Below are 24928 nucleotides of genomic sequence, written 5' to 3'. Positions count from 1 at the left end.
CGGGATTGAGATGAGAACCCTTGGCGAGATGATCGAGCGAAACGCTCGCTTGCATGCCGACCACACGGCGCTCGTATATGCGGAACGGCGTCTGACGCACGCTCAGTTGGCGGAGCGTGCAAGACGCTTTTCGGGCGCGCTATATCAGCGTGGCCTGCGGCGTCAGGATCGGGTTGCGATCCTCGCAATGAACTGCGCGGAGTACTACGAGACCTACCGTGCGTGCGAGTGGGCCGGTTTTATTCTCGCGACCGTCAATTTTCGGCTGGCGCCCGCGGAGATTCTCTACATTCTGAAGGATGCGGCGCCCAAAGCGCTCGTCTTCGAGGCTCAGTATGCCGATGTCGTGGACGGACTGCGTTCGCAACTGCCCGGAATCGAGCAGTACATCTGCATCGGCGACGCGCCTGATTGGGCCGTTTCATTCGAGGCGGTGATGGAAGCCGGCCCAGTGGAAGGGCCGCCGATCCGCTCGAATCCCGAGGATTACGCGTATCTGATGTACACGAGCGGCACCACAGGGCGTCCCAAGGGTGTCGTGCGCACACACCATGCGATGTGCGTCACCGCGGAAAGCTGCGCGCTCGTGACGGAGTTTTCTGGCAAGACGCGTGTGCTGCAGACGACGCCGGCGTTTCATGTCGGCGGGATCGGCTTCGTTAATGCGGTCGCCTGGATGGGCGGCACGACGGTCATCCATCGAGCCTTCGATCCGAAGCAAATGCTCGAGACGATCGCGCAAGAACGCATCACCTTCACGTTCATGGTTGCCGCGATGCTTCAGGCGGTCCTCGACGTGCCGGAGCTGGCGAGCTATGACGTGTCGAGCATCGAGAACATCGTCACCGCGGCTGCACCGGTGCCGCCGCCACTGCTTGCGCGTGGCATTCAGGTGCTCGGCCCCGTGTTTTCGGTTCAGTACGGTATGACCGAGAGCAATGCCTGCTGGCTGCCTGCGCACGAGGTGAAGCCTCAAGGGTCGCCGGAACAGGTACGGCGCCTCGCATCGGTGGGACGTCCGTGTCCCGGCATCGACCTGCGCATCGTCGACGATCACGGCAACGATCTGCCGCAAGGTCAGACCGGCGAGGTCTGGCTGCGCTCGCAGACGCAGTTGAGCGGCTACTGGAACAACAGCGCGGCGACGGTGGAAGCACTGCGCGACGGCTGGTACCGCTCGGGCGACATGGGCTACCAGGACAAGGACGGCTACATCTTCCTCGTCGACCGCAAGAAGGACATGATCATTTCCGGCGGCGAAAACATTTATAGCCGTGAAGTCGAAGATGCGCTGGGGCAGCATCCGGCGGTCATCGACGTGGCGGTGATCGGCGTGCCGCACGAGAAGTGGGGAGAGTGCGTGAAAGCGATCGTCGTGTTGCGGCGGGGCGAACAGGCGGGCGAGGCCGAGCTGATCGAGTTCTGCCGCGGCCTGATCGCGAGCTACAAATGTCCGAAGGCCATCGCCTTCGTCGACGAGCTGCCGAGACTGCCGACCGGCAAGATCAGCAAGGTGAGCTTGCGCCAGCAGTTTGCCCAGTGAACGGCAATCGCCTCGTTTGGAGAAATCGACCATGGCCAAGTGGCTAAAGAGTTCGGAATGCGTGAAGTTCGAAGTAGCGGAGCGGGTTGCGCGTATCACGCTGAATCGTCCGGACAAGCGCAACGCCATCAACAATCCGCTACTGCAGGAACTCAAAGCGGCGTTGCTCGAAGCCGACGACCTCAAAGCGGTGAACGTGATCGTGCTGTCGGGAGCCGGCCGCGATTTCTGCGCGGGCTACGACCTCGTGACGACGTATTCGGACCGTGCCGCGGACGCCGTCGATCCGGGTGACTATCGCGGCACGATTCGCAGCTTCGACGACGATTGCTGGTCGATGGAGCGGCAGTCGGAGACGGTCAATCTGATGGCCGAAATCCACAAGCCGATCATCGCGCAGGTGCATGGCAACTGTCTTGCGGGCGGCACGGACCTGGCGCTCGCGTGCGACATGGTGATCGCCGCCGACAATGCGAGGATCGGTTTTCCCGCCACGCGTGCGAACGGCTCCCCGCCTGCGCATATGTGGTTCTATCACGTGGGTCCGCAGTGGGCGAAGCGTCTGCTGCTATCCGGCGACTCGCTGACGGGCTGCGACGCCGCGAAGATCGGCCTCGTCATGGATGCGGTGCCGGCGGAACAGCTGGACGCGGAGGTGAACGAGCTGGCGCGCCGTCTGTCGTTCGTCGATGCCGATCTGTTGGCTGCGAACAAGCGCATTGTCAACCTCGGCCTGGAGTTGGCCGGCTCGCGCACGCTTCAACGCATCGCGGTCGAGAATGACGCCCGCGCTCACCAGAGCCAGGGGCCGCGGCGCGCGCAATTCAAGGCAGACATGGAAGCGGTTGGCCTCAAGGAGGCGCTCAAGCGCCGCGACGAGCCGTTCGGCGACGGGATGATCCGGCTGCACGCGCGCGGCAGTTGACCCGTCGTTCGAAGCGACCACTCCAACCCAAATGAAGATCGGAACATCATGGATGTTGAACTCACATTGAACGGCGCGGTTGCGACGCTGTGTCTGAACCGCCCCGAGAAGCTCAACGCGCTGACGCCGGAGATGCTCCAGCTGATTCTCGGGCACCTCGATCGCATCGAACAGGACCCGGAGATTCGCGCGGTGATTCTCACCGGCGCAGGCCGCGCTTTTTGCGCCGGCGCCGACATCAAGGGCAGCGGCGCCGCGCCGCCGCAGATGAGCGTGGCGCACGCGCGTGCATCGATGGCGGTGTACCAGAAGATCGCGCTGCGGTTGTACAACCTCAACAAGCCGATGGTCGCGGCGGTACGGGGTGTGGCGGTGGGAATTGCATGGAGCTTTGCGCTGTGCGCGGACCAGCTCGTCGTTTCCGACACTGCGCAGTTCATTCCCGCATTCCTGATGCGCGCCACCTTGCCTGAAGGTGGCATGGTGCATCTGCTCGCCCGTCATTGCGGCGAGTTTCGCGCGAAGGAAATCATGTATCTGAATCGCCGACTGAGCGGCAAGGAAGCGCTCGATATGGGGTTGGCGAGTCATCTCGTCGAAGACGGCGAGCTCGACGCGGCTGCCGAAAAGCTGGCTGGCGAGCTTGCGGCCGGTCCAACTTTTTCGCTCGGCCTGACCAAGCAGTTGTTCAGGTTGAACACGGGCAGCATGGAAGAGTTTCTTGCTCAGGAACTCAACTCGGTGGCGCTCGCGGTGAACTCGGAGGATGCGGCGGAAGGACGGCTCGCGGCCAGAGAAAAGCGCGCACCAGCGTTCAGGGGCCGCTAGGCGCAGACCCCGCACGAGCGCGGCACAGCGGCGCGGCAGAGCAGACAAACGAAGACGAAAGAGATTCAGGAGTCAAGCATGCATTTCGGCTACAGCGAGGAAGACGAATCATTTCGTCAGGAAGTCAGGAAGTTTTTCAACGAGCATGCACCGGCCGACATCTCGCGCCGCTGGCGTGATGGCGTGCATCCGCCCGCGCGCGACGATATCCGCAGGTGGCAGCGCATTCTGTATGAGCGCGGCTGGGGCGCGCCCCATTGGCCGGCCGAACATGGCGGCACTGACTGGAGCGCGTTTCGCAAGCACATCTTCATGGAAGAGCTGTACAACGCCGATGCGATGGACTACGGGTGGCAGTCCACTCAGATGGTGGCGCCCGTCATCATCGCGTTTGGCTCGGACTGGCAGAAGGAGCGTTTTCTCGGGCCTATCCTGCGTGGCGACGAGTTCTGGTGCCAAGGCTTCTCGGAACCGAACGCGGGCTCGGATCTGGCCGGACTGAAGACCACGGCCGTGCTCGACGGTGACGAGTACGTCATCAATGGCCAGAAGATCTGGACCAGCGACGCGTCGATTGCCGATTGGGGCTTCTTCCTCGTCAAGACTGACACGACCGTCAAGCCGCAACGCGGCATCTCCTTCCTGCTGGTCAGAATGGACACACCGGGCATCACGGTGCGTCCGATCGTCTCGATCGAGGGCGGCAAGGGACTGAATGAAGTGTTCCTCGAGAACGTGCGCGTGCCGAAGTCGCATCTCGTGGGCGAGGCCGGTATGGGCTGGACCTATGCGAAGTATCTGCTCGAAAAGGAGCGCACGGCGAGCGCGTTCCTGTACTTCAACAAACGTGAGCTGCAACGCGCGAAGGAGATCGCCGCTCAGGAGACGGTGGACGGCGTGCGCCTGATCGATACGCCCGGGTTCGCGCGCAAGGTCGCAGAAGTCGAAGCGGATCTGATGGCGCTCGAATGGTCCGTGCTGCGCATCCTCTCTGAAGAGAAGAGCGAGCGCAATCTCGACGCTGTCGTCTCCGCGCTGAAGATCAGCGGCTCGGAGATGCAACAGCGTGTAACGCAGCTGCAAATGGACGCACTCGGTCCTCGCGCGATACGTTTCGACGACCACAGCGAGCCACATGGTGATCCGGTAGTCGACGAAAACTGGCCGGACTACATGGGTGGCCGCACGTCGGGCTATCTGATCGCGCGTGCATCCACCATCTATGGCGGCGCGCGCGAAGTGCAGAAGAACATCATTGCCAAGCTGGCATTTGGACTGTAGCCATGGACTTCAACTTCTCCGAAGAACAATTGATGCTGAAGGATGGCGCCGAGCGCTATGTTCAGCAGGAGTATGGATTCGAGGCGCGCACTCGCATCGCGGCGGGACCAGAGGGCTTCAGCCGCGAGCATTGGCGCGCGTATGCGGAGCTTGGCTGGCTCGGCCTGACCATGCCGGAAGACGTCGGCGGTCTCGGCTGCTCGTTTGTCGAGAAGGCGATCCTGATGGAGGCGCTGGGCCGCGGCATGGCGCTCGAACCGGTCGTACAGACCGCGCTGCTTTGCGCGACGATCATCGAACGGGGCGATGCGCCGGCTCAGCGCGAGACGCTGCTTCCCGCCGTCATCGAGGGCAAGCTGTTGCTTTCGCTCGCGGATAGCGAAGCGGGCAGCCGGTACAAAGTGGGATGCCACGCACGAACGCACGCGCTCGAGACAGGCTCGGGTTACCTGATCAGCGGGGCGAAGACGCTGGTGATCGCAGGCGCGTCGTCGGATCAGTTGCTCGTGACCGCGCGAGTCGAAGGTGCATCGCAGGGCGTGGGCGTTTTTCTCGTCGATCGACGCGCTGCGGGCGTGACGTGCCGTTCGTACCGCTTGCTCGATGGATCGCGTGCCGCGGATATCGACCTGCACAACGTCGAACTCGGTGAGGATGCGCTGATCGTCGGCCCGGAACGCGCGCTGGAGGTGCTCACGCAAGCCACGGAACTCGCGATTCTCGCGAGCGTGGCCGAGAGCCTCGGCATGATGGAAGCGGTGACGGCGATCACCTCGGAGTACATCAAGGGACGCTCGCAGTTCGGCCAGCCTATCGGCAAGTTCCAGGCGTTGCAGCACCGCATGGCGGAGATGTTCGTCGCCACCCAGGAGGCGCGCTCGATGCTGTACTGCGGGATCGCCCACCTGAACAGCCCGGCGGCCGAACGCAGCCGCATGATCTCGGCGGCCAAGGCCGTTGCCGCGCGCGCCAATCGCTTCGTTTGCGCGCAGGGCATCCAGTTGCACGGTGGCATGGGGCTCACCGAGGAATATCCGGTGGGGCACTACTTCCGCAAGATGACGATGATGGAGAAGATGTTTGGCGATATCGACTTTCATCTCGACCGCGTAGCGGCCGGCTGATCGAGTCGCCGTTATGCCGCAATTATCGTTCGATGGACAAGTCGCCATAGTGACGGGTGCTGCCGGTTAGATCGGCCGTGCGATTGCGACAGAGCTTGCGCTTCGCGGCGCACGGATCGTCGCGAACGACTATGGTGGCGATACGGCCGGCGCCGACTGCAATCCGGTAGGCACAACGGAGTCGGCGCGGGCTATCGTCGACAACCCCATGCGCGCGTTCGGTCGCGTGGACGGCTTTTCCTGGCCTCCGAGGCACGCAGTTTTGTCAATGGCGCCGTGATCTACGGTGATGATGGTCAGCACACAGCGGGGCCCGGTCCTCAATCCCGGCAAGCTTTCTGACCACTCAATAACGATCGCTTACCGAGGAGGATGAGGATGCAGCGTGTCAAGGACAAGATAGCTATTGTGACCGGGGCCGCGTCGGGCATCGGCGCGGCCTGTGCTGCGAGACTCGCGGATGAAGGCGCGCTGCTCGTCGTGGCGGACCTCAATCTCGAAGGCGCACAGGAGCAGGTTCGTCGCATCGAGGAGTCGGGCGGCCGGGCGGTTGCGGCGCGTGTCGATATTGGCGACGAAGGTTCGATCGACGCGATGTTCGAGTTGACGCTCAAGACCTGGGGCGGCCTCGATATCCTGCACAACAACGCCGCTGCCACGTCGCTTTCCAGTACCGTCGATGCGGCAGTCGAGACAGTCGACGTCGCTGTCTGGGACGACACGATGCGCATCAATCTTCGCGGCACCATGCTGGCTTCCCGGCGTGCGCTGCCGCTGATGCGGGCACGTGGTGGCGGTTCGATCATCAATACCTCGTCGGGTTCGGCTCAGGCGGGTGCTCTGGGGTATAGCGCATATGGTGTCTGCAAGGCCGGTATCGAGAACCTGACGCGCTACATCGCCGCGCAGCACGGTAAGGAGGGAATACGCTGCAACGCGATTGCTCCCGGCCTGATCGTCACGCCGGTGACCCAGGCGTACTACGCGGGCGAGCTAGGGGAGATGATGCTGAGCCACCATCTGACGCCGCGCCTCGGGCAGCCCGAAGACATTGCGCATGCGGTGGTGTATCTCGCTTCGGATGAAGCAGCGTTCGTCACCGGCCAGGTGTTTAACGTCGATGGCGGGCTTCTTTCGCACCAGCCTTACTATGCGGACGAAATCCGTGCGCGCTCGGCGGCGACGACCAACGTTGCGAAGGGGGCGGCATGACGACGGATTCCGGTCTTCTTGCGCGTATCGAGCGCATCGAGGCGCAGCTTGCTATACAACAGTTGCCGGTCCGATACGCGCTTGCGGTCGATTCGCGCGATCTGGACAGTCTGGTGCAGCTGTTCGCCGAAGACGTCAACTGTGGCCGATGGGGCGTGGGGCGCGCGGCGCTGAAGACCTTTTATGGGGCCGAGCATATTTTGCGCGGCTTTTACCGCAGCATTCACCAGATCTGCGGCCACACAGTCGATTTCATCGACGCCGACCATGCAACGGGAAGCGTCTATTGTCGCGCGGAGCATGAGGACAACGGTGCGTGGGTGGTGATGGCCATCTGCTACTTCGACCACTACGTGCGGCGCGATGGGCAATGGTACTTCGAGCGTCGCGACGAACAGCACTGGTATTCGACGGATTGGCTCGAGCGCCCCGGTGCGCCGCGCTTCCAGAACTGGCCCGGCAAGTATGAAGGCGACCGGTATCAGCCGCGCCTTCCGCAAGGATTTCCGACGTGGGCGACGTTCTGGAGCGCGAGCGAACAGCACGCCATCGACGCTTTGACGAAGGCGCCGTAAGCACGGCAGTGTCCGCGGCTCTTGCGCGTTACAGCGCGGCTTCTCCACGCAAGAGCACGTCGGCACCGCCGTCGGCGAAGGGGACTTGACCCACCATGTAGCCATTGGCTGGACTCGCAAGGAATGCGAGGAGCGGCACGATCTGCTCGGCGGTGGCGTAGTTGGGTACGACGGTGGGCACGCCGGCGGCAAGCGCCTCGCGACCTTCGGCGGTTTCCAGCAGCGGCGCGACCATCGGCGTCTTCACGATGCCCGGCGCGACACCATTGAGCAACACGCCCTTGTCGGCCCAACCGGGCAGCACTGCCGTGCGCCGTATCCACTGCGTCAGCGCGCGCTTGGATGACGCATAGCCTTGTGCGCCGATCTTTGCAGCTTGCTCGCGTGCCGCGGCTTCGTTGCCGTCGAGGCATAACTCGACGAGGCGTGCATCGACCGGATGAAGCGATGCGAGCGATGAGATCACCACGGCGCGTGGCTCCCTTGCGCGATGCAGCAGCGGCAACAGGCGTGGCAACAGATCAGTAACGCCGAAGTAATTCACCGACACCAGCGTGTCGCCGGGCACCGGCGGCGACACGCCGGCGCAGGCGACCACCGCATCGATCGACGGTGTGATCTGCTGTACGCGCGCGACCAGCGCTGCGCGCTGCGCCGGGACAGTGAGGTCCGCGCAAACTTCCGCATCGCGGAGATCGACGCCGATCACCCGTTCGCCGAGCGCGGTCAAATGCCGGGCCAGCGCCGCGCCCATGCCCGATGCGGCGCCGGTGATCAGCGTCGTGCGCGGAACCTTCATGTCCGTCACGCTTACGCAGCCACGCCGGGCAGATGGACGACCAATCCGTCCAGCTCCGGCGTCACGAAGATCTGGCATGTCAGACGGCTGTTTTCGCGCACGTCCATCGCACAGGTGAGCATGTCGACTTCATAGGATTCGGCCGCTGGCATGTGGCTGCTCCAGGCCTCGTCGACGTACGCATGGCAGGTTGCGCAGCTGCAGCTGCCGCCACAGTCGCCGAGAATGCCGGGGATCTGGTTGTTGACTGCCGTTTGCATCACGGAATCGCCAACGGTGGCGCTCACGGCGGCTTCGCTGCCGTCCGGCTGAATGAATCGAATGAGCGGCATGGCTTCTGAACCTCTGAAAAATTAGTTGGACTGGGGAAGCAGACTCTTCAACGGGATCGATTCGTCGGCGAGATCGGCCGCGCGGACTGGAATCTTCTCGGCAACGAATCGCTTGGCCAGCACGAATTCGGGCACGCGACTGACCGTATCGGCGGCGAGCATGACGCCGTCTTTCAGATAAAACGCTGAGAACGAGCGGGTATCGGGATTGCCGCGCAGGACGAACTCGTCGTAGCCGTGGGACAAGCCGACCATCTTGAGCTTCAAATCGTATTGATCGGACCAGAACCACGGCACGCTGTTGTAGACGCGCTCCTTGCCACACAACGAGGCGGCCGCGGTGCGGGCCTGCTCCAGCGCGTTGGGCACGGACTCGAGCCGCAGGCGCCGGCCGAGCGAAGGGTTGGGGTGGTTGGTGCAATCCCCAACTGCGAAAATATCCGGATCGGACGTGCGGGTGTATTCGTCGACCACGATGCCGTTGTCGACGGCCAGCCCGGCTGCTTCTGCAAGTTCGGTGGCGGGCTCCAGTCCCACGCCGACGATGACGAGATCCGCGGCGACGCGCGTGCCGTCCGCGCAGCACACGGCCGCGACCGCGTCGCCCGACGCGTCGAGTTCGAACTCGCTGACGATCGCGTTGGTGCGGATCTCGACGCCGGCCTCGCGGTGCACTTTCTCGTAGAACGCGGAAAGCTCGGGCGCCGTGACGCGCGCGAGGACGCGTGGCAATGCTTCGAGCACGGTGACGTGCAAGCCGCGCTTCACAGCTACGGCAGCCACCTCCAGTCCGACATATCCACCGCCGATGATCACGAGGCGCGAGCCGGCATGAAACTGGTTTCGAATGCGCGCGACGTGATCGAGCGTGCGAAGGTAGTGAAAGTTCTGCAGCTTCTCGATCGTTTCGATACCGGGCAACGCGAGGCGCCGCGCGCGACCGCCGGTAGCCAGAACGAGTTTCGTATAGCCGATTTCGCTGCCGTTGGAGAGCGTGACCCGTTTCGCGTCACGGTCGATGCGTTGGGCGCGCACATTCGGAATGAACTCGACACGCGCTTTGTCGTACGTCGACAGCGGTTTCAGGTAGAGCTGCTCGGCGGTCGATTCGCCCGACAGAAATGCCTTGGAGAGCGGCGGCCGTTGGTACGGCAAGTGGGGTTCTTCCCCAACCATCACGATGCGCCCCGTCCATCCCTGTTCGCGGATCGCGGTCGCGCATTCTCCCGCTGCGTGACCCGCCCCGACGATCAGTGCGGTGTCCTCTGCGTCTCCAGCTGTCATGAAGCCAACTCCGTCTCATACGGCCACAAGTTCGCTGCGGCCAGAATCTGCGAATAGTGTTCTAAATTGTGAACGACCGTCGTTGCTGCTGTCAATGCTCATGAACCCCGCTGAGCCGCCGTGGAGCTGACCATCGCCTCGATGCCGCCAACCGCGAAACGGATCAGGTAGGTGCGCATGCGCTCGATATGCGCCGTCGCGAGTGCCCGTGTTGGGGATCGCGCTTCCTGCGCGTAAAGCTCGTTGAGCACGAGATGAAACACGGACTCGACGAAATGCTGCACAAGTTCGACGGTCTCGCGCGTGGCATGAGGAAGCGCTTTGGCGAAGGCGTTACGATAGCGCGCGGCCGCGGGCGCGTATTGGTCATAAAACGGCGCCGTGAGGTCGGGGCGCTCCAGCAGGCAGCCAATCTGGGTCAGCAGGCGCAGGTAGTTTCGCCACCCCGGATCGCCGCTCGTCAGATGCGCGAAAGCCGGTGCGGAAAGTGCGGTCACGATCGTCTCGACATCGGGACGTTTGCCTCGCAGCGGTGCGAGTCCGGCCTCGAGCGATTCGATGACCTGCCGGCTGATCACGGCCGCGCGACGGCCGATTGCCTGTTGAAACAACGCGTCTTTGCTGCCGAAGTGGTAGCGCGCGAGGCTCAGCTCCATGCCACAGCTCTGCATGATGTCGCGAATCGATGTGCCGAAGTACCCGTGCATCGCGAACAGCCGCTCGGCCGTATCGAGAATGCGCTCTGGTGTCGTGCTGCGCGCCGTGGCGCGCGGCTCATTGATGGCAGTCGCCGGGCTGCTAGCGGCGTGAGTGGTTCTGGACGGCATGGTTTCCCTTTCATGGCGGGTGCGGATCGGACAGTGCGCGATGCCTTTCAGCGAATGATAAAACGATCTTGCACATTCGTGCAAAATCGAACATAGTTCAGCTATCGGCACGTCGCTACCAGGCAGAGGTGCCTTTAAATGAACGATTAATGGAGACAGGTACCATGGCGGGCGCGCTGCAACTCGAGGACTTCGACGATCCCAAGTTCAACCCCTTTTTCGAGGATTCGCTCGCTTTCGGCGCCGATCCGAACCCGTATCCGCGGATTGCCGAGCTCCGCGAGAAAGGCTCGGTTCAGAAGGGCGACTACCGTGTGCTGATGGGCGCGGCAGCGGATCTGACGATGTCGGATGTTGCGCATTACTGCGTATTCGGATACGACGAGGTAGCGCAGGTGCTCGGAGATCCGGTCACGTTCTCGAACAAGTCTTACGAGCGCAATATCGGCATCAGCTTCGGACGCAGCATCTCGACGATGGACGCGCCCGAGCACCCGCGTTATCGCCGCATCTTCCAGAAGGCCTTTTTGCCGCACACGGTGGCAGCATGGGGCGATACGCTGGTCGATCCGGTCGTGAACGAACTGATGTCGAAGTTCATGGATCGCGGACATGCGGATCTCGTCAACGAGTTCACGCTTCACTATCCGTTCAATATCATCTACCGCCAACTGGCATTGCCGCCGGAAGACGTCAAGATCTTCCACAAGCTGGCGATCGCGCAGACGCTGGTTTCGATCGATGTGGCGCACGGTGTGGAGGCGTCGACGAAGCTGGGTGCTTATTTCGCTCGACTCGTCGAGGAGCGCCGCAGCAAGCCGGGCGACGATCTCGTCAGTTCGCTGGCCATCGCGGAAGTCGATGGCGAGTTGCTGCCGGACGAGGTCGTCATTTCGTTCCTGCGCCAATTGGTGAATGCGGGCGGTGACACCACGTATCGCGCAACCAGCGTGCTGCTGCTCGCGCTATTGCGCGATCCCGCACAGCTCCAAGCGGTACGCCAGGATCGCACGCTGGTCGCGCAGGCGATTGAAGAGGCGCTGCGCTGGGATGGCCCCGTGTTGATGCAATCGCGGATGGCGTCGCGCGACGTCACGCTCGGCGGTGTCGAGATTCCGGCGGGCGCATTTCTCGACGTGTTGGCGGGAAGCGCCAATCGCGACCCCAGCCGCTTCCCCGATCCGGACAAGTTCGACATCTATCGAAAGCCTGCGCACCGGCACTTCGCATTCGCGTATGGCCCGCACGTATGCATCGGCCAGCACCTTGCGCGCGTGGAAATGACGCGCGCGCTCAACGCGATTCTCGATCGCCTGCCCAATCTTCGCCTCGATCCGGCGGCGGCAGCTCCACCGATCAATGGAATCATGATGCGCGTTCCGCATTCGATTCCCGTCGTCTTCGGCTAACCAGAACAACGCCAGCCTCGCGTGTCGTGGACGAGGCTGGCCGACAAGACACGTGTGACGGGCCAGCTCACGAGGTAGAGCTGGTCCGCACGCACGGACGGTGGAGAACGCATAGATGATCGAGTTTGACTTTATCGTGATTGGCGCCGGTGCTGCAGGTTGCGTGCTGGCCAATCGTCTTTCGGAAAGCGGGCGCCATTCAGTGCTGCTGATCGAGGCAGGTCCGGAAGATCGCAATCCGTTGATCCGAATGCCTAAAGGCTTCGGAAAGCTGCTAGGCGATCCAGCTCATGCCTGGTTCATTCCGGTGCAGCCCGATGACGGGAACGGGCATCGCAACGAGATCTGGCTGCGCGGCAAGATGCTCGGCGGCTCCAGCAGCATCAACGGCATGGTGTATATGCGAGGTCATCCCGAGGACTATGACGGATGGGCCGAGCTGGGTGTCGAGGGATGGAGCTGGCAGAATCTGGCGCCGTGCTTCCGGCACATCGAGGATCACGCGCTCGGCGCCGATGAGCTACGAGGCGAGGGAGGACCGCTGAAAGTGTCGCAGTACGCGCAGCGCAATCGTATCGGCGACGCCGTGCTCGAAGCGTGCCGGTCGCTCGGCGTGAGGCGCGTTGAAGATATCAACCGGCTCGATCATGAGGGCATGGCTTATCTGATCTATACGATCCGCAACGGCCGCCGCCAAAGCTCGGCCGAAGCCTTTCTGAAGCCTGCGCGGACGCGCAAGAATCTGACCGTCGTTACCGGCACGCAAGCCGCGCGAATCGTGTTCGACGGCACGCGCGCCATCGGCGTCCAGTGCGAAAGCGCGGGGCAGCAGATCGCTTACCGGGCGCGCCGCGAGGTCGTGCTGTCGGCGGGCGCGATCGAGTCGCCGCGGCTTTTGCAGCTTTCGGGCATTGGCGATCCAGTCCATTTGCAGTCGCTCGGCATTCCTGTCGTGGCGGCGAATCCGGGTGTCGGACGGAACATGCGCGAGCACTATCTGTATATGGTGCAGGCGCGTCTGCAGCATTGGCGCGATTCGCAGAACCGGCAGTTCAGCGGCATGCGGCTATGGCGTAACGCGATGCAGTATTTTCTGTTCCGCCGTGGCGTGATGTCGCTCGGCTCGTATCAGGTGGGTGGTTTCGTCAAGACCGCGCCCGATGCGAAGCGTCCCGACGTTCAATTGATGATGGCGCCGTACTCGATGGATTTCGGTGCGGCGGGTTACGCGTTCGAGTCGTTCCCAGGCATGCAGCTCTTCAGCTATCCACTGCGTCCACGCAGCGAGGGGCACATCAGGCTCCAGTCGTCGGACCCGCGCGTGCCGCCTGAAGTCGTCGCTAACTACCTTGCCGATCCGTACGACCAGCAGATGGCCGTCAATGCGTTCCGGCTCATGCGCAACGTGCTGGCCGCCGAGCCGCTCAGGAGTCTGCTGGTGGGGGAGACACGCCCCGGCCTCGCCGTCCAGACCGACGACGAAATTCTTGACCTGTACCGGCGCGACGGCCAATCCGGTTTTCACGCATGCGGTACTTGCAGGATGGGCTCGGACCCGCTTGCCGTGCTCGATTCGAGGCTGCGCGTGCGCGGTGTCGAAAGTCTGCGGGTGATGGATCTGTCCGTCACACCCACGATGATTTCCGGCAACACCAATGGCCCGATGATGGCGATGGCATGGCGCGCCGCCGGGCTGATCCTGGAGGATGCGCGATGAGTCGCCTCGAAGACTATCGCGGACGCTTTTCGAATATCGAATTCGAACGACGCGACGGTGTTTTGCAAGTCCGCCTGCATACGGATGGCGGCCCGCTGAAGTGGGGCGCACTCGATCGCAGCATTCACAGCCAGCTAGGCGAGGCGTTCTATCAGATCGCACGCGACCTCGACAATCGCGTGGTCATCCTCACCGGAACCGGCGATTCGTTCTGCGACGCGATGAATTACGCCGAGTTGCCGACGGAGCCGCTTTCGCAAGTCTGGCCGCGCTTGCAACGCGAGGGGCAAGACTTGCTGATGCAACTGCTGGACATTCCGGTTCCGGTTATCGGCGCGATCAACGGGCCTGCGCATATTCATGCCGAGCTGCTGGCGCTGTCCGACATCGTGCTCGCCTCCAGCCATGCAGAAATCTCGGATCAGGCGCACTTTATTCACGGCGTCGTGCCCGCGGACGGCGTGCAGATCGTCTGGCCGATGTTGATCGGCCACAACCGCGCCCGCCACTTTCTGCTCACCGGCGAGCGCATCAGTGCGCAACGCGCATGGGAGCTTGGTGTAGTCGGCGAAGTCGTCGCGCCCGACACGTTGCTCGAACGCGCCTGGCAAATCGCGCGCGAAATCGCGGCGAAGCCGGTCGAAACGTTGCGATACACGCGCGCGGTCTTTACGCAGCCGTTCAAGCGTCGCATGGTCGCCGAACTGGGCTACGGGCTCGCGCTCGAAGGGCTTGCCGGTATCGCCGCGCAGTCCGGCAGAACGTAGCCCGTCAACGCGACATGTTCACAAATGGGAGACCCGATATGACATTGGCAGTGCAAGCATCAACGCAGCGCAGCGCGATCGTTCAGCAGGCGCTCGACCGTGCGACGCGCGAAGGCGGTGAGATCGGCGTGCAGGTGGCGGCTTATCTGAACGGCAAACTCGTGATCGACGCATGGAGCGGCGTGGCCGATCCGTCCACCGGCCGTCCTGTCGATGGCGACACGCTTTTCAATGTCTATTCGGTAACGAAGGCCGTTGCGGCAACCGCGTTGCACATCCTGGCCGACCGCGGCCTGATCGAGTACGACGCGCCAGTGACGCGCTACTGGCCGGAGTACGGCGCGCACGGCAAGGAGAAAACCACGGTGCGCGATGTGCTGACTCATCGCGCGTGCGTGCCCCAAATGCCCGAAGGCGTCACGCCGGAGCTGATGTGCGACTGGCATTGGATGACCCGCGCGATCGCAAACCTGGAGCCGCTTGCCGAGCCGGGGACGAAGACGCTTTACCTTTCGATGACGTTCGGCTGGATCGTTGGCGAGCTGGTGCGACGGGCCGATCCGAAGAAGCGCTCACTGGGCCGTTTCGTCCGGGAAGAGATTGCGCTGCCCCTTGGCATCGAAGATCTATGGATTGGCATCCCGGACGAAGTCGAACCGCGCATCGCACGTCTCACCGATGCAATGGTGCCGGTTCCCGCGGAGTACCTGCCGCCGCTATTCCTGCGCTCGATGCCCGAACAGGTTGCATTGACGCCGCAAGTGTTCGAGCGTCCGGACGTGCGGCGCGCGGAAGTGGCGGGCGTCGGCGGGATCTTCAATGCGCGCAGCGAGGCGCGCTTCTGGGCGATGCTCGCATGTGGCGGTGAGTTGGACGGCGTGAGGATACTGTCGAAGGAGCTCGTCGCCACGCTGAATACGCCACGTGCCAATAGCGAAGAGCCAGACCCGGTGATGTTCGGCTTTCCGATACCGATCACGATCGGCGGCTTCTGGTTCGGCGGCAACCATCCGCCGGTGACGGCGGCGCGTTCGTCGCGCGCGTTGTGCCATCCGGGCCAGGGCAATTCGATCGGCTGGGCGGACCCGGACACCGGGCTCGCCGTCGCGATTTGCCATAACAAGCTGTTCAACCCGACCACGCCGGAAGAAGATCCACTGCTTCCGATCGCTGCGGCGATTCGCAACGCGCTGGATCTGGAGTGACCGGCACCATGGTCATGGATATCGCGTATTTGCAGCAATGGACCAGGCGCACGGAGGAAGTGCGGGACCACGTTACCCTCACGCCGATGACAGCGCTCGGCGCCGTGCTAGACCGGGACGACCCGCCCGCGGCAGCTGGCGATGAGTTGCCGCCGTTGTGGCACTGGCTCTATTTTCTGCCGGTTCATCGTCAGTCGGTGGTCGGGCTCGACGGGCATCCGAAGCGTGGCGGTTTCCTGCCGCCGGTCGACTTGCCTCGCCGCATGTGGGCGGGGAGTCAACTCGACTTTCTACGGCCGCTGAGAGCGGGCAGCGCGATCACCCGACTTTCTTCGATCGAGAGCGTAGCTCACAAGCACGGGCGCACCGGCGATCTGGTGTTCGTCAAGGTCAAGCACGAAGTAAGCGATGCGAATGGCGTTGCGCTCGTAGAACGCCAGGATATCGTGTATCGCGATCATCCGGTTGCTGGCGAGAAGCCGGCGGCGTCACAGGCCGCGCCCGCAGGTGCTCATTGGGCCCGCGAGATCAATCCCGATCCCGTGCTGCTGTTCCGCTATTCGGCACTGACGTTGAATGGTCATCGCATTCACTACGATCGGCCTTACGCAACCGGTGAAGAGGGCTACAAGGGTCTCGTCGTGCACGGCCCGCTGCTCGCCACGCTACTCATGGACTCGCTGAGATCGGAACTGCCGGGCGCGCGCGTCGGAGCGTTTTCGTTCCGCGCAGTCAAACCGGTGGTGGACACTTCGCCTTTCTATGTTTGCGGAAAGCGAGACGAATCCGACCCAGGCAAAGTGAGCTTGTGGATCGCTGGTAGCGACGGGTCATTGCGGTTGGATGCCACGGCTGTTCTCAGCTGATCGTTGAGTCCGGTCCACCGGCGGGTACGCCGTAGCCGGACCGGGCGCTGAATTGGAGACTTATGCGTTCGTTTCTTTTTGTGCCGGGAAGCAAGCCCGAAAGATTCGCCAAGGCGCTCGCGGCAGGCGCCGATGCGGTGATCGTGGACCTCGAGGACGCCGTTGCAGACGCGGACAAAGCGTCTGCGCGTGCCCATGTTGCCGACGCGGTACGAACCTTTGCGGCATCGCCAGTTTGCGTGCTGTTGCGCATCAATGGCGCTGGAACACAGTGGTTCGACGAGGACCTGTCACTTGCCGCGTTCGAAGGGATCGATGGCGTGGTGTTGCCCAAGGCGGAGACCCCGGCTGCGCTAAGCGCCGTAGCGGCGGCAACGACGAAGCCAATCTGGCCGATCATCGAATCCGCCGCGGGCGTGTGGAATGCGTTGGAAGTGGCGCGCATGCCCGGCGTCGAGCGGCTGATCTTCGGCTCGGTCGACTTCGAGCTCGATCTGGATTGCGACGGCTCATGGGACGCGTTGCTGCACGCGCGTTCGCGGATCGTGCTGGCTTCGCGCGTCGCTGGAATCGAAAGTCCGGTCGATGGCGTCACCGTGGCGATCGACGACGAGCAGCAGCTCGCCGAGGACTCGTCGAAGGCGCGATCGCTGGGTTTTGGCGGCAAGCTGTGCATTCATCCGCGCCAGGTCAAAGCGGTCAACGCCGCTTTCAGCCCGAGTGCGGATCAGATTGCCAACGCTCGGCGGATCGTCGAAGCGTATGAGCGGGCGGAAGGCGGGGCAGTATCCGTCGATGGACGGATGGTGGACTTGCCCGTGTTGCTCAAGGCAAGACGTATCGTCAGCGCGGCCGAAAAGGTGCGCGATTCGGCAGAGGGGTGAGAGGTGCGGCGGAGTGAGCGCTGCGTCGCCCGCGCCGCCACTTCAAGGGGTGACGCGGGAGCGTTGCGATTTGGCTTACACCGGGTCCCACGGCGTGAGCGCCATGGAAGGCACGTTCGGGAAGAAGCTCGCTTCGAACGCCGGCATGACCTGCTCGGCAATCGCTTCTGGCGTCCAGCCGCCGTCGCGATGCAGCGAGCGGATCATGCGGATCTGGTTGAAGAAGTAGATCTCGTTGGCGCGCACGCCGAAGATCTGTCCCGACACCTTCGCGGCCTGGTCGGAAGCGAGGTAGACCGCGAGCGGCGCGATCTTGCGCGATTCCATGCGCTTGAGAACTTCGACACGTGCCTTTTGCTCAGGCGTCTCCGAGGGGATCGAGGCCGTCATCGCGGTCCATGCCCACGGTGCGATGCAGTTCGAGCGCACGTTGAATTTGGCCATGTCGAGGGCAATCGACTTCGACAGACCGACGACACCCATCTTGGCGGCCGAGTAGTTGGCCTGTCCGATGTTGCCGATCAGACCCGACGTGGAGGTCATATGAACGAAGCTGCCGCCGTTTTGCGCCTTGAAATGCGGAGCCGCGGCGCGTGCCACGAAAAACGACCCGTTCAGATGAACGTCGACGACGGCTTTCCACTCATCGAGGCTCATGTTGAAGAACATACGGTCACGCACGATGCCGGCGTTGTTGACCACACAGTCGATGCGGCCGAACGTGTCCAGCGCGGCCTGCACGATCTTCTGCGCGGAGTCCCATTCGGCCACGCTGTCCGTGGAAGCAACCGCTTGGCCGCCGGCCTCCTTGATTTCCGCGACGACGCGCTGTGCGGCGAATTCACCGGTTTCGGCGTTGCGACCGAGGTCGTTGACGACGACCTTGGCGCCGTTCGCCGCGAATTGCAGCGCGAAGTCGCGCCCGATGCCGGCACCCGCACCCGTTACCACTACCACCTTGTCCTTGACGAAATCGCTCACTCTTGTCTCCGTTCGATACAGGCGTTGATGTTGAAAAGCTCGCCCACGTATAATAACAAAAACTGAACACCGTTGCAGAATATGAACGATATTGCTTTGGCGGCGAGTGCGTAGTGATTCATCCATTCGAGAGCTACAAAATGAAAGGAGACGCGCAATGAACGACATGAAAGGCTGGACCGTGCCGGACCATGTTCCGCGGGAACTCGTAGTCGATTTCGACTATATGAATCCGCCCGGTGCCGAAGACGACGTCCATCGGGCGTGGAAGACGCTGCATACGGGTCCCGATATCGTCTGGTCTCCGTACTATGGCGGCCACTGGATCGCCACCCGCGGCGAAGACATCGAGGCGATGCAGAAGGACCATACCCGTTTTTCGCATCGCAGCGTCAACATCCCGCCGCTCAATGAAACGCAGCTCGTGCCGCTGGAACTCGACCCGCCCGAACATACCCAGTACCGCAACCTGATCACGCCCGCTTTTCTGCCGCAAGCTATCGCGTCGCTGGAAAGCGACGTGCGCAGCCTCGCAATCGAGCTGATCGAAAAAATTGCTCCACGAGGTGAATGCGAGTTCGTGTCGGAGTTCTCGAAGATCTTGCCGATCGTGATTTTCCTGCGTCTGGCCGATCTCCCGTTGAACGATCGCGGACAATTGCTCGAATGGGCGGAATGGGCCGTGCGCGGCAACGTCGAGCAGCGCAACGAATCGCAGCACCGGCTGATTGGCTATATCTCCACTTGGGTGGAAAAGCGCAAGGCAGAGGCGGGCGGCGATCTCGTCAGCCTGATCGCGAACGCGCAGATCGACGGCAAACCGATCAGCCCTGAGCGGATGTTCGGCATGTTCATCGTCGTGCTGTTCGGCGGCCTCGATACGGTCGCATCGATGATGGGTTTCATCGCCCGCTTCCTCGCGGAGAACCCGGCTCACCGGCGCCAGCTAATCGACAATCCCGAACTGATGGTTTCGTCAGTCGATGAAATGATTCGTCGCTTTGGCGTGGCGAACACCGCGCGGCTCATCACGCAGGACATGGAATACAAGGGCATCCAGTTCAAGAAGGGTGACCAGATTCAACTGCCGAACTCGCTCTTTGGGCTGGACGACCGCAAGTTCAGCGATCCGCTCGCCGTCGACCTGACGCGCAAGCCGGTGCTTCACGCGGCGTTCGGCAACGGCCCGCATCGCTGCCCGGGGTCGTTCCTTGCACGTACGGAGATCAAGGTTTTCCTGCAGGAGTGGCTCAAACGCATTCCCGATTTTCGTATTCGCGAGGGCGACAAGCCGCGATGCGGTTCGGGCTCCGTCAACGGCATGCTTTATCTGCCGCTCGTCTGGGACGTAGCACCTTGAAGTATCCCCACCCTCAACGACTCATCGACGATCATGAAAAAGTGGCAATGCATCTTTTGCGGTTTCTACTACGACGAAGCCGCGGGACTTCCGGCGGAGGGCATCGCGCCCGGCACTCGTTGGGAAGACATCCCGGATGACTGGGCATGTCCTGAATGCGGCGCGACCAAGGCCGACTTCGTGATGATCGAGGTCGAGGCCTAAGCGTTCGGACACGCGCACGGCGTCGAGCCGTGCGCGTCATAGCCCCGGGTCAGGCGCGCTCGAACACGGCGGCAATACCTTGGCCGCCGCCGATGCACATGGTCTCGAGCGCATAGTGTCCCTTTCGGCGCGTCAGTTCGTGCAACAGCGTGGTCATGATCCGCACGCCCGTTGCGCCGATCGGGTGTCCGAGCGATATGCCCGAGCCGTTCACGTTGAGCCGGTCGATGTCATGCCAGTTCCAGCCTTTGAGGACAGCCAGTACCTGGCATGCGAACGCTTCGTTCACTTCAACGAGATCCATCTGATCGAGCGTAAGACCGGTGCGCATCATCAGCTTCTGCACTGCGGGCACAGGGCCGATGCCCATTCGTGACGGCTCGCAGCCCGCCGCAGCCCATCCGGTCAGCCAGGCCATGGGTTCGAGTCCGAGCTCTTCGAGGCGGTCTTCCGCGACGACGAGGCAAGCGGCGGCCGCATCGTTCTGCTGGCTGGAGTTGCCTGCGGTGACCGTTCCGCCCGGCATCAACGCGCGAAGCTTGCCGAGGCTCTCCATACTGGCGTCCGCACGGAATCCCTCGTCTTTGGAAAACAGCAGCGGCTCGCCTTTTTTCTGCGGAACGCTGACCGGAACGACCTCTTCGGCCATATGGCCCGACTCCCACGCGGCCGCGGCGCGCTGGTGGCTGCGCAGCGCGAACTCGTCGGCGGCCTCGCGGCTGATGCCATAGTCGATGGCGAGATTTTCTGCGGTCTCGATCATGCCGGAGATATAGCCGAAACGTGATTCCGGCTGCGAGCGCTCGCGGCCGCGCGCGAGCCGGTCGTGAAACTGCACGGAGCCCGAGCGCGCGCCCCAGCGCATGTCCGTGCTGTAGTACTCGATGTTGCTCATGCTTTCCACGCCGCCAGCCAGCACGACGTCCGCGGCGCCGGTCTGCACCATCATCGCGGCGGTGGCGAGCGCCTGCAGGCCGCCGCCGCAGCGGCGGTCCAGCTGCATGCCGGGCACGTCGACGGGCAGGCCAGCCTGCAGCGCGATCCAGCGGCCTACGCATGGCGTTTCGCTGTTCGCATACGATTGTGCGAAGACGACATCGTCGATGCGAGCGGGGTCGAGCCCTGCACGCCGGATCGTTTCGTTCGCGACGAGTGCACCGAGCTCTTCGACGCTAACGCCGCGCAGGCTACCGCCAAAGGTGCCCACGGGCGTTCGTACAGGGGAGACAATTGCCGCGCGTTTCATGGGATGTTTCCTTGCAAAGTTTGAGGTTGCGGATGCGGCTGCGCTTGCGATCAGGCGACGAGCGCCGCGCTTCCGGCGCGATGAGAGGGCAGGGCGCTCGTCATCTGATCGAGCGCGCCGCGATGATCCGGATGGGCGATCGCCAGCATGCGTTCGCGCCGTTGCCGCAGCGTCAGGCCGCGCAGATCGGCTACGCCGTATTCGGTCACCACGATGGCGGCGTCGCTGCGTGGCGTGCTGACCGGTCCATTCAACGACGCGACGATGCGGCTGGCGCCCTTGCCCGCGGTAGACGGCAATGCGATGACTGGAACGCCGCCACGCGAGCGCCGCGCGCCGCGCAGAAAATCCAGTGCTCCGCCCACCGCGCCCACATACACGCCACCGGCAACTTCGGCGTTGATCTGGCCGCTCAGATCGACTTCCACAGCCGAGTTGATGGCGACGAAGCGCTCGATGCTGGCGAGCACGTTCGCGTCGTGCGTGTAGCGGGTCGAACGGAACTCGATGGCGTCGTTACGATGCGCGAATTCGTGAATGCGACGGCCGCCCATCATCACGCCTGCAATGGTCTTGCCCGCGTCGATGGTCTTGCGCGCATTGTTGATCACACCGATTTCCATCAGATCGGCGACTCTATCCCCAATCGTGCCGGAATGAATGCCGAGGTCGCGCCGATCGCCGAGGCAAGCGAGGATCGCTTCGGGAATCGCGCCGAGGCCGAGTTGAATCGTGGCGCCGTCTTCGATCAAAGCGGCCGTGTGTTGTGCGATCGCCTGATCCGTCGCGCTGGCCGCGCTTGGCGAACTCTCGGGCAGAGCGCGTGACGTCGGGAGAATGAAGTCGATCTCGTCGTCGCGAAGATACCGTTCGCCGTAAGTCCAGGGTGCCTGCTCGTTGACTTCCGCAACGATGACGCGCGCGCGCTCGAGCGCAGGGATCAGATACTCATGCGCGACCGACAGGCTATAGCGGCCTTGCGAATCGGGAGGCGCCAACTGCAGCAGCAGCACGTCGATCGCAAGCTGACCCGAGTCCATCATCTCCGGGAACTGCGAATAGTGGCACGGAAGAATGTCGAGCGCGCCAGCCTTGGCCAGTGCGCGGTTGGAGCCGCTGCCGCAGTACGACACGAAATCGATGCAGTCGGCGTGCTCGGGGCGGCACGTGTCGTAGTTGCTGGCACCGAGAAAAACCCGGAACGCGCCGACAGCATGCCGTTGCTCGAGCAGCTTGCGGGTGAGCACAAGAGGCTCCGCGTTCGATTGGCCCCATGTGACAGTGTCGCCGCGACGGATGATGGACGCAAAGTCGATGGCGTCCGCCTCTAGCAGTATGGGCATGATGTTGTTCGCGTCAATTGGCGGCTTGCGCAAAGTCATGCGCTTCGTTGTGCTGCCCCCGCACGGCGCCCGAGGCAACGAGTTCCGCAATCCGGTCTTCGCTGTAGCCGATGCTGTGCAGGACGAGCTCCGCATGCTCGCCCAGTCCCGGAACCGCGAGCGGTGGCGACGCGGGCTCCATGCGGAAATGAATCGGGCTCGCTACGTGGGCGCGTCCGGACGGATCGGTCTGGACCATTCTTCGCTCATGAGCATGTGGATGGTTTAGCGCCTCCGCGGTCGAGAGCACCGGCGCGACGCTGACGTTCCGGCCTTTGAACCAATCGAGCCATTCATCGAGCGTGCGCGTGATGAATGTTTGCGTCAGGAATGCTCGAACGCGTAGCTGGCCTTCACCGGCCGGCCCGGTCGCGTCGGCGACCAGGTCGGGACGGCCGAGCGGCGTAAGAAGGTTGCTGGCAAAACTGTATTCCCGGCCGCCGAGGCAGAGCCATTTGGAATCGGCGGTCTCGTAGGTGCTGAGCATCGCGAGTCCGCTATCGCCCTCGGTCGCTTCCGAGGATTGCCCCGCCGGCATGTTGAGCAAACGGCCGCTCAGGTACGGCTGTGCCGTGAGCGCCGCATCGAACAGCGACACGTCGATGTAGTCGCCGCGCCCGGTTTCCCGGGCGCGCAGCAGCGCCATCAACACAGCGGACAATGCCGTCAGCGAACCGGCCAGCGCGGCGAGCGACGGTCCCGTGGCAATCGGCATTCCCCGCTCATCGCGCGGCAGCGTACCTGCAAGCGATTGAACTACCGGATCGTGTGCGGGCAATTGACAGAGCGGGCCGGTCTGGCCGAATGCGGTAATCGCGCAATAAACGACCTTCGGGTTGGTGCGGCTCACCGTGTCATAGTCGATGCCAAGGCGAGCAGCGACGCCCGGCCTCGACGATTCAATGACGACGTCGGCCTCGTTCAGCAGCTTTAGCGCGACCTCGCGTCCGTCCGGATGCTTCAGGTCGAGGCCGATGCTGCGCTTGCCGCGGTTGATAGCCGCGAAGAAAGCGCCGTCCGTGCCGGGTGCGCCGCGAGTCGGGTCGCCGGTGACCGGTTCGACCTTGATGACTTGCGCCCCGTGATCGGCAAGGTTCGCAGCGAGGAACGGACCCGGCATGAACTGCGACAGGTCCACGACGCGAAGGCCCGTCAGTTTCATGCCAGAGCAGCGCTGAAGCCGAGCTGGCGTTGGGCAATCGCGGCGGCTTCCTTGACGATGCGGGCGATCAATTCCGCGCAGGTCGGCAAATCGTGAATGAGGCCTGTGACGATACCGGCGGGGAAAGCGCCGCCTTCGACTTCTCCCGTAGCGAAGGCATCCATCCAGCGCTGTGCTCCGGTCAGTGCGGACAGGTCCGAGTGCGTCACGTTTTTGCTGCGCTCAAGTTCGAGCGCGGCGAGGCTCACGCTATTCTTGACCACGCGGCTCGGGTCCCCGATCGAGCGGCCCAACAGGACGGTATCGCGCTCGGTCGCTTCCAGCAGACGTTGCTTGATCGCTGGGTGGACCGGCGATTCTTGCGTGAGCATGAAACGCGTACCCATGTTGATGCCATCCGCGCCGAGCGCGAGAGCCGCCATCAGGCCGCGCCCATCGGCGAAGCCCCCGGACGCGAGAATCGGCACCTTGAGCTTTTCGGCTGCGGCGGGAATCAGGATCAGTCCGGGGATATCGTCTTCGCCAGGGTGCCCCGCGCATTCGAACCCGTTGATGCTGACGACGTCTGCGCCGAGCGATTCGGCCTTCACCGCGTGGCGAACCGTGACGCACTTATGCACGACCTTAACGCCATGTGCCTTGAACTCGGCAATGTATTTCGCGGGATTGCTGCCAGCCGTTTCAACGACCTGGACGCCTTGGGACACGATCGTGCGAACATACCCGTCATAGTCGAGACCGGCATTCGCGCCGAGAACGGTCAGGTTGACGCCAAAGGGCTTGTCCGTGAGCGAACGCACCTTGTCGATTTCGCGCGCGAGTGCATCGGCGCTTGCATGGGTGTGCGCGGAGAGGAACCCGAGCCCTCCCGCGTTCCCCACGGCCGCCGCCAGTTCGGCTCGCGCCACCCAGCGCATGCCGCCCTGAATGATGGGATATTGAATGCCGAGTAATTCAGTAATGCGGTTGACATACGGTTTCATCGCGGGCCTGTAATCTGGATAGGGAGTGTGGG

At 63.0% G+C, this 24928-nt stretch carries 24 protein-coding genes; 15 read left to right on the top strand and 9 right to left on the bottom strand.

Annotated features, from left to right (window positions below; all coding sequences use genetic code 11):
• Positions 1–10: 10 nt before the first annotated feature.
• The 7 genes from AB3X95_RS10930 to AB3X95_RS10900 all read left to right on the top strand — a co-directional run bounded on the left by AB3X95_RS10930 (position 11) and on the right by AB3X95_RS10900 (position 7488).
• The gene (locus AB3X95_RS10930; protein WP_368621320.1) at positions 11–1543 is read left to right on the top strand and encodes a class I adenylate-forming enzyme family protein; all 1533 of its coding nucleotides are present in this window, start codon (positions 11–13) and stop codon (positions 1541–1543) included.
• A gap of 31 nt (positions 1544–1574) precedes the next feature.
• On the top strand, positions 1575–2468 hold the full coding sequence (locus AB3X95_RS10925) for a crotonase/enoyl-CoA hydratase family protein (protein WP_368621319.1): 894 nt from the start codon (positions 1575–1577) through the stop codon (positions 2466–2468).
• 48 nt (positions 2469–2516) lie between these two features.
• Positions 2517–3296, top strand: a complete 780-nt coding sequence (locus AB3X95_RS10920) for an enoyl-CoA hydratase/isomerase family protein (protein ID WP_368621318.1) — start codon at positions 2517–2519, stop codon at positions 3294–3296.
• Positions 3297–3374: 78 nt separating this feature from the next.
• Positions 3375–4577 carry an acyl-CoA dehydrogenase family protein gene (locus tag AB3X95_RS10915; RefSeq protein ID WP_368621317.1) on the top strand — a complete coding sequence of 401 codons (1203 nt, stop codon included), beginning with the start codon at positions 3375–3377 and terminating at the stop codon, positions 4575–4577.
• A gap of 2 nt (positions 4578–4579) precedes the next feature.
• The gene (locus tag AB3X95_RS10910) at positions 4580–5701 is read left to right on the top strand and encodes an acyl-CoA dehydrogenase family protein (protein WP_368621316.1); all 1122 of its coding nucleotides are present in this window, start codon (positions 4580–4582) and stop codon (positions 5699–5701) included.
• Positions 5702–6079: 378 nt separating this feature from the next.
• Entirely contained in the window at positions 6080–6913 is an 834-nt protein-coding gene (locus tag AB3X95_RS10905; RefSeq protein ID WP_368621315.1) for an SDR family oxidoreductase, read from the top strand.
• Positions 6910–7488, top strand: coding sequence for a nuclear transport factor 2 family protein (locus AB3X95_RS10900; protein WP_368621314.1), 579 nt, complete (start codon positions 6910–6912; stop codon positions 7486–7488). The genes AB3X95_RS10905 and AB3X95_RS10900 overlap by 4 nt, the downstream gene beginning before the upstream one ends.
• Positions 7489–7516: 28 nt before the next feature.
• On the opposite strand, the gene AB3X95_RS10895 is transcribed toward AB3X95_RS10900, so the two are convergent.
• The 4 genes from AB3X95_RS10895 to AB3X95_RS10880 all read right to left on the bottom strand — a co-directional run bounded on the left by AB3X95_RS10895 (position 7517) and on the right by AB3X95_RS10880 (position 10730).
• Positions 7517–8287 (bottom strand): SDR family oxidoreductase, encoded by a 771-nt coding sequence (locus AB3X95_RS10895; RefSeq protein ID WP_176111347.1) that lies wholly within the window; start codon positions 8285–8287, stop codon positions 7517–7519.
• Between the two features lie 11 nt (positions 8288–8298).
• Positions 8299–8619, bottom strand: a complete 321-nt coding sequence (locus AB3X95_RS10890; RefSeq protein ID WP_018436097.1) for a 2Fe-2S iron-sulfur cluster-binding protein — start codon at positions 8617–8619, stop codon at positions 8299–8301.
• Positions 8620–8640: 21 nt separating this feature from the next.
• Positions 8641–9903, bottom strand: coding sequence for an NAD(P)/FAD-dependent oxidoreductase (locus AB3X95_RS10885; protein WP_368621313.1), 1263 nt, complete (start codon positions 9901–9903; stop codon positions 8641–8643).
• Positions 9904–10001: 98 nt separating this feature from the next.
• Complete coding sequence (locus tag AB3X95_RS10880; RefSeq protein ID WP_368621312.1) at positions 10002–10730, bottom strand: TetR/AcrR family transcriptional regulator; 729 nt, start codon at positions 10728–10730, stop codon at positions 10002–10004.
• Positions 10731–10894: 164 nt separating this feature from the next.
• Between AB3X95_RS10880 and AB3X95_RS10875 the strand changes: the two genes are divergently transcribed.
• The 6 genes from AB3X95_RS10875 to AB3X95_RS10850 all read left to right on the top strand — a co-directional run bounded on the left by AB3X95_RS10875 (position 10895) and on the right by AB3X95_RS10850 (position 17578).
• On the top strand, positions 10895–12139 hold the full coding sequence (locus AB3X95_RS10875) for a cytochrome P450 (RefSeq protein ID WP_368621486.1): 1245 nt from the start codon (positions 10895–10897) through the stop codon (positions 12137–12139).
• A 115-nt stretch (positions 12140–12254) separates the two neighbouring features.
• The gene (locus tag AB3X95_RS10870) at positions 12255–13856 is read left to right on the top strand and encodes a GMC family oxidoreductase (RefSeq protein ID WP_368621311.1); all 1602 of its coding nucleotides are present in this window, start codon (positions 12255–12257) and stop codon (positions 13854–13856) included.
• The gene (locus AB3X95_RS10865) at positions 13853–14623 is read left to right on the top strand and encodes an enoyl-CoA hydratase/isomerase family protein (RefSeq protein WP_184227976.1); all 771 of its coding nucleotides are present in this window, start codon (positions 13853–13855) and stop codon (positions 14621–14623) included. The genes AB3X95_RS10870 and AB3X95_RS10865 overlap by 4 nt, the downstream gene beginning before the upstream one ends.
• A 50-nt stretch (positions 14624–14673) precedes the next feature.
• Positions 14674–15828 carry a serine hydrolase domain-containing protein gene (locus AB3X95_RS10860; RefSeq protein ID WP_368621310.1) on the top strand — a complete coding sequence of 385 codons (1155 nt, stop codon included), beginning with the start codon at positions 14674–14676 and terminating at the stop codon, positions 15826–15828.
• 8 nt (positions 15829–15836) lie between these two features.
• Complete coding sequence (locus AB3X95_RS10855; RefSeq protein WP_368621485.1) at positions 15837–16694, top strand: MaoC family dehydratase N-terminal domain-containing protein; 858 nt, start codon at positions 15837–15839, stop codon at positions 16692–16694.
• Positions 16695–16756: 62 nt separating this feature from the next.
• On the top strand, positions 16757–17578 hold the full coding sequence (locus tag AB3X95_RS10850) for a CoA ester lyase (protein ID WP_368621309.1): 822 nt from the start codon (positions 16757–16759) through the stop codon (positions 17576–17578).
• Positions 17579–17653: 75 nt separating this feature from the next.
• On the opposite strand, the gene AB3X95_RS10845 is transcribed toward AB3X95_RS10850, so the two are convergent.
• Positions 17654–18559: an SDR family NAD(P)-dependent oxidoreductase gene (locus AB3X95_RS10845; RefSeq protein WP_176111340.1), complete on the bottom strand. Its 906-nt coding sequence runs from the start codon at positions 18557–18559 to the stop codon at positions 17654–17656.
• 157 nt (positions 18560–18716) lie between these two features.
• On the opposite strand from AB3X95_RS10845, the gene AB3X95_RS10840 reads away from it, so the two are divergent.
• Both AB3X95_RS10840 and AB3X95_RS10835 read left to right on the top strand, forming a co-directional pair.
• On the top strand, positions 18717–19919 hold the full coding sequence (locus AB3X95_RS10840) for a cytochrome P450 (protein WP_368621308.1): 1203 nt from the start codon (positions 18717–18719) through the stop codon (positions 19917–19919).
• Between the two features lie 33 nt (positions 19920–19952).
• A complete protein-coding gene (locus AB3X95_RS10835) occupies positions 19953–20123 on the top strand; it encodes a rubredoxin (RefSeq protein WP_018436109.1) in 171 nt (56 codons plus the stop codon).
• Positions 20124–20172: 49 nt separating this feature from the next.
• Here AB3X95_RS10835 and AB3X95_RS10830 read toward each other — a convergent pair whose 3' ends face one another.
• Genes AB3X95_RS10830 through AB3X95_RS10815 form a run of 4 tightly spaced genes read right to left on the bottom strand, consistent with a single transcriptional unit; the run spans position 20173 to position 24896 of the window.
• A complete protein-coding gene (locus AB3X95_RS10830) occupies positions 20173–21369 on the bottom strand; it encodes an acetyl-CoA C-acetyltransferase (RefSeq protein WP_368621307.1) in 1197 nt (398 codons plus the stop codon).
• Between the two features lie 50 nt (positions 21370–21419).
• Positions 21420–22712 carry an acetyl-CoA hydrolase/transferase family protein gene (locus tag AB3X95_RS10825; protein ID WP_368621306.1) on the bottom strand — a complete coding sequence of 431 codons (1293 nt, stop codon included), beginning with the start codon at positions 22710–22712 and terminating at the stop codon, positions 21420–21422.
• Positions 22713–22725: 13 nt separating this feature from the next.
• Positions 22726–23913: a CaiB/BaiF CoA-transferase family protein gene (locus tag AB3X95_RS10820; RefSeq protein ID WP_184227984.1), complete on the bottom strand. Its 1188-nt coding sequence runs from the start codon at positions 23911–23913 to the stop codon at positions 22726–22728.
• Positions 23910–24896: a nitronate monooxygenase family protein gene (locus tag AB3X95_RS10815; protein WP_176122677.1), complete on the bottom strand. Its 987-nt coding sequence runs from the start codon at positions 24894–24896 to the stop codon at positions 23910–23912. Before AB3X95_RS10815 ends, AB3X95_RS10820 begins: the two co-directional genes overlap by 4 nt.
• Positions 24897–24928 lie beyond the last annotated feature (32 nt).

This window comes from Paraburkholderia sp. BR13444 (assembly GCF_040948755.1).
GTDB classification, from domain to species: domain Bacteria; phylum Pseudomonadota; class Gammaproteobacteria; order Burkholderiales; family Burkholderiaceae; genus Paraburkholderia; species Paraburkholderia youngii.
Note: the sequence above shows the minus strand (reverse complement) of the source record. Positions and strands in the feature narration are given on the sequence as shown.

What these genes read in the sequence shown, in the direction of transcription:
- AB3X95_RS10840 (WP_368621308.1), top strand. Translation starts at nt 18,717, where the DNA reads ATGAACGACATGAAAGGCTGGACCGTGCCGGACCATGTTCCGCGGGAA.
- AB3X95_RS10820 (WP_184227984.1), bottom strand. Translation starts at nt 23,913, where the DNA reads ATGAAACTGACGGGCCTTCGCGTCGTGGACCTGTCGCAGTTCATGCCG.
- AB3X95_RS10850 (WP_368621309.1), top strand. Translation starts at nt 16,757, where the DNA reads ATGCGTTCGTTTCTTTTTGTGCCGGGAAGCAAGCCCGAAAGATTCGCC.
- AB3X95_RS10930 (WP_368621320.1), top strand. Translation starts at nt 11, where the DNA reads ATGAGAACCCTTGGCGAGATGATCGAGCGAAACGCTCGCTTGCATGCC.
- AB3X95_RS10830 (WP_368621307.1), bottom strand. Translation starts at nt 21,369, where the DNA reads ATGAAACGCGCGGCAATTGTCTCCCCTGTACGAACGCCCGTGGGCACC.
- AB3X95_RS10825 (WP_368621306.1), bottom strand. Translation starts at nt 22,712, where the DNA reads ATGCCCATACTGCTAGAGGCGGACGCCATCGACTTTGCGTCCATCATC.
- AB3X95_RS10865 (WP_184227976.1), top strand. Translation starts at nt 13,853, where the DNA reads ATGAGTCGCCTCGAAGACTATCGCGGACGCTTTTCGAATATCGAATTC.
- AB3X95_RS10870 (WP_368621311.1), top strand. Translation starts at nt 12,255, where the DNA reads ATGATCGAGTTTGACTTTATCGTGATTGGCGCCGGTGCTGCAGGTTGC.
- AB3X95_RS10885 (WP_368621313.1), bottom strand. Translation starts at nt 9,903, where the DNA reads ATGACAGCTGGAGACGCAGAGGACACCGCACTGATCGTCGGGGCGGGT.
- AB3X95_RS10815 (WP_176122677.1), bottom strand. Translation starts at nt 24,896, where the DNA reads ATGAAACCGTATGTCAACCGCATTACTGAATTACTCGGCATTCAATAT.
- AB3X95_RS10880 (WP_368621312.1), bottom strand. Translation starts at nt 10,730, where the DNA reads ATGCCGTCCAGAACCACTCACGCCGCTAGCAGCCCGGCGACTGCCATC.
- AB3X95_RS10855 (WP_368621485.1), top strand. Translation starts at nt 15,837, where the DNA reads ATGGTCATGGATATCGCGTATTTGCAGCAATGGACCAGGCGCACGGAG.
- AB3X95_RS10915 (WP_368621317.1), top strand. Translation starts at nt 3,375, where the DNA reads ATGCATTTCGGCTACAGCGAGGAAGACGAATCATTTCGTCAGGAAGTC.
- AB3X95_RS10890 (WP_018436097.1), bottom strand. Translation starts at nt 8,619, where the DNA reads ATGCCGCTCATTCGATTCATTCAGCCGGACGGCAGCGAAGCCGCCGTG.
- AB3X95_RS10875 (WP_368621486.1), top strand. Translation starts at nt 10,895, where the DNA reads ATGGCGGGCGCGCTGCAACTCGAGGACTTCGACGATCCCAAGTTCAAC.
- AB3X95_RS10910 (WP_368621316.1), top strand. Translation starts at nt 4,580, where the DNA reads ATGGACTTCAACTTCTCCGAAGAACAATTGATGCTGAAGGATGGCGCC.
- AB3X95_RS10900 (WP_368621314.1), top strand. Translation starts at nt 6,910, where the DNA reads ATGACGACGGATTCCGGTCTTCTTGCGCGTATCGAGCGCATCGAGGCG.
- AB3X95_RS10895 (WP_176111347.1), bottom strand. Translation starts at nt 8,287, where the DNA reads ATGAAGGTTCCGCGCACGACGCTGATCACCGGCGCCGCATCGGGCATG.
- AB3X95_RS10925 (WP_368621319.1), top strand. Translation starts at nt 1,575, where the DNA reads ATGGCCAAGTGGCTAAAGAGTTCGGAATGCGTGAAGTTCGAAGTAGCG.
- AB3X95_RS10905 (WP_368621315.1), top strand. Translation starts at nt 6,080, where the DNA reads ATGCAGCGTGTCAAGGACAAGATAGCTATTGTGACCGGGGCCGCGTCG.
- AB3X95_RS10835 (WP_018436109.1), top strand. Translation starts at nt 19,953, where the DNA reads ATGAAAAAGTGGCAATGCATCTTTTGCGGTTTCTACTACGACGAAGCC.
- AB3X95_RS10920 (WP_368621318.1), top strand. Translation starts at nt 2,517, where the DNA reads ATGGATGTTGAACTCACATTGAACGGCGCGGTTGCGACGCTGTGTCTG.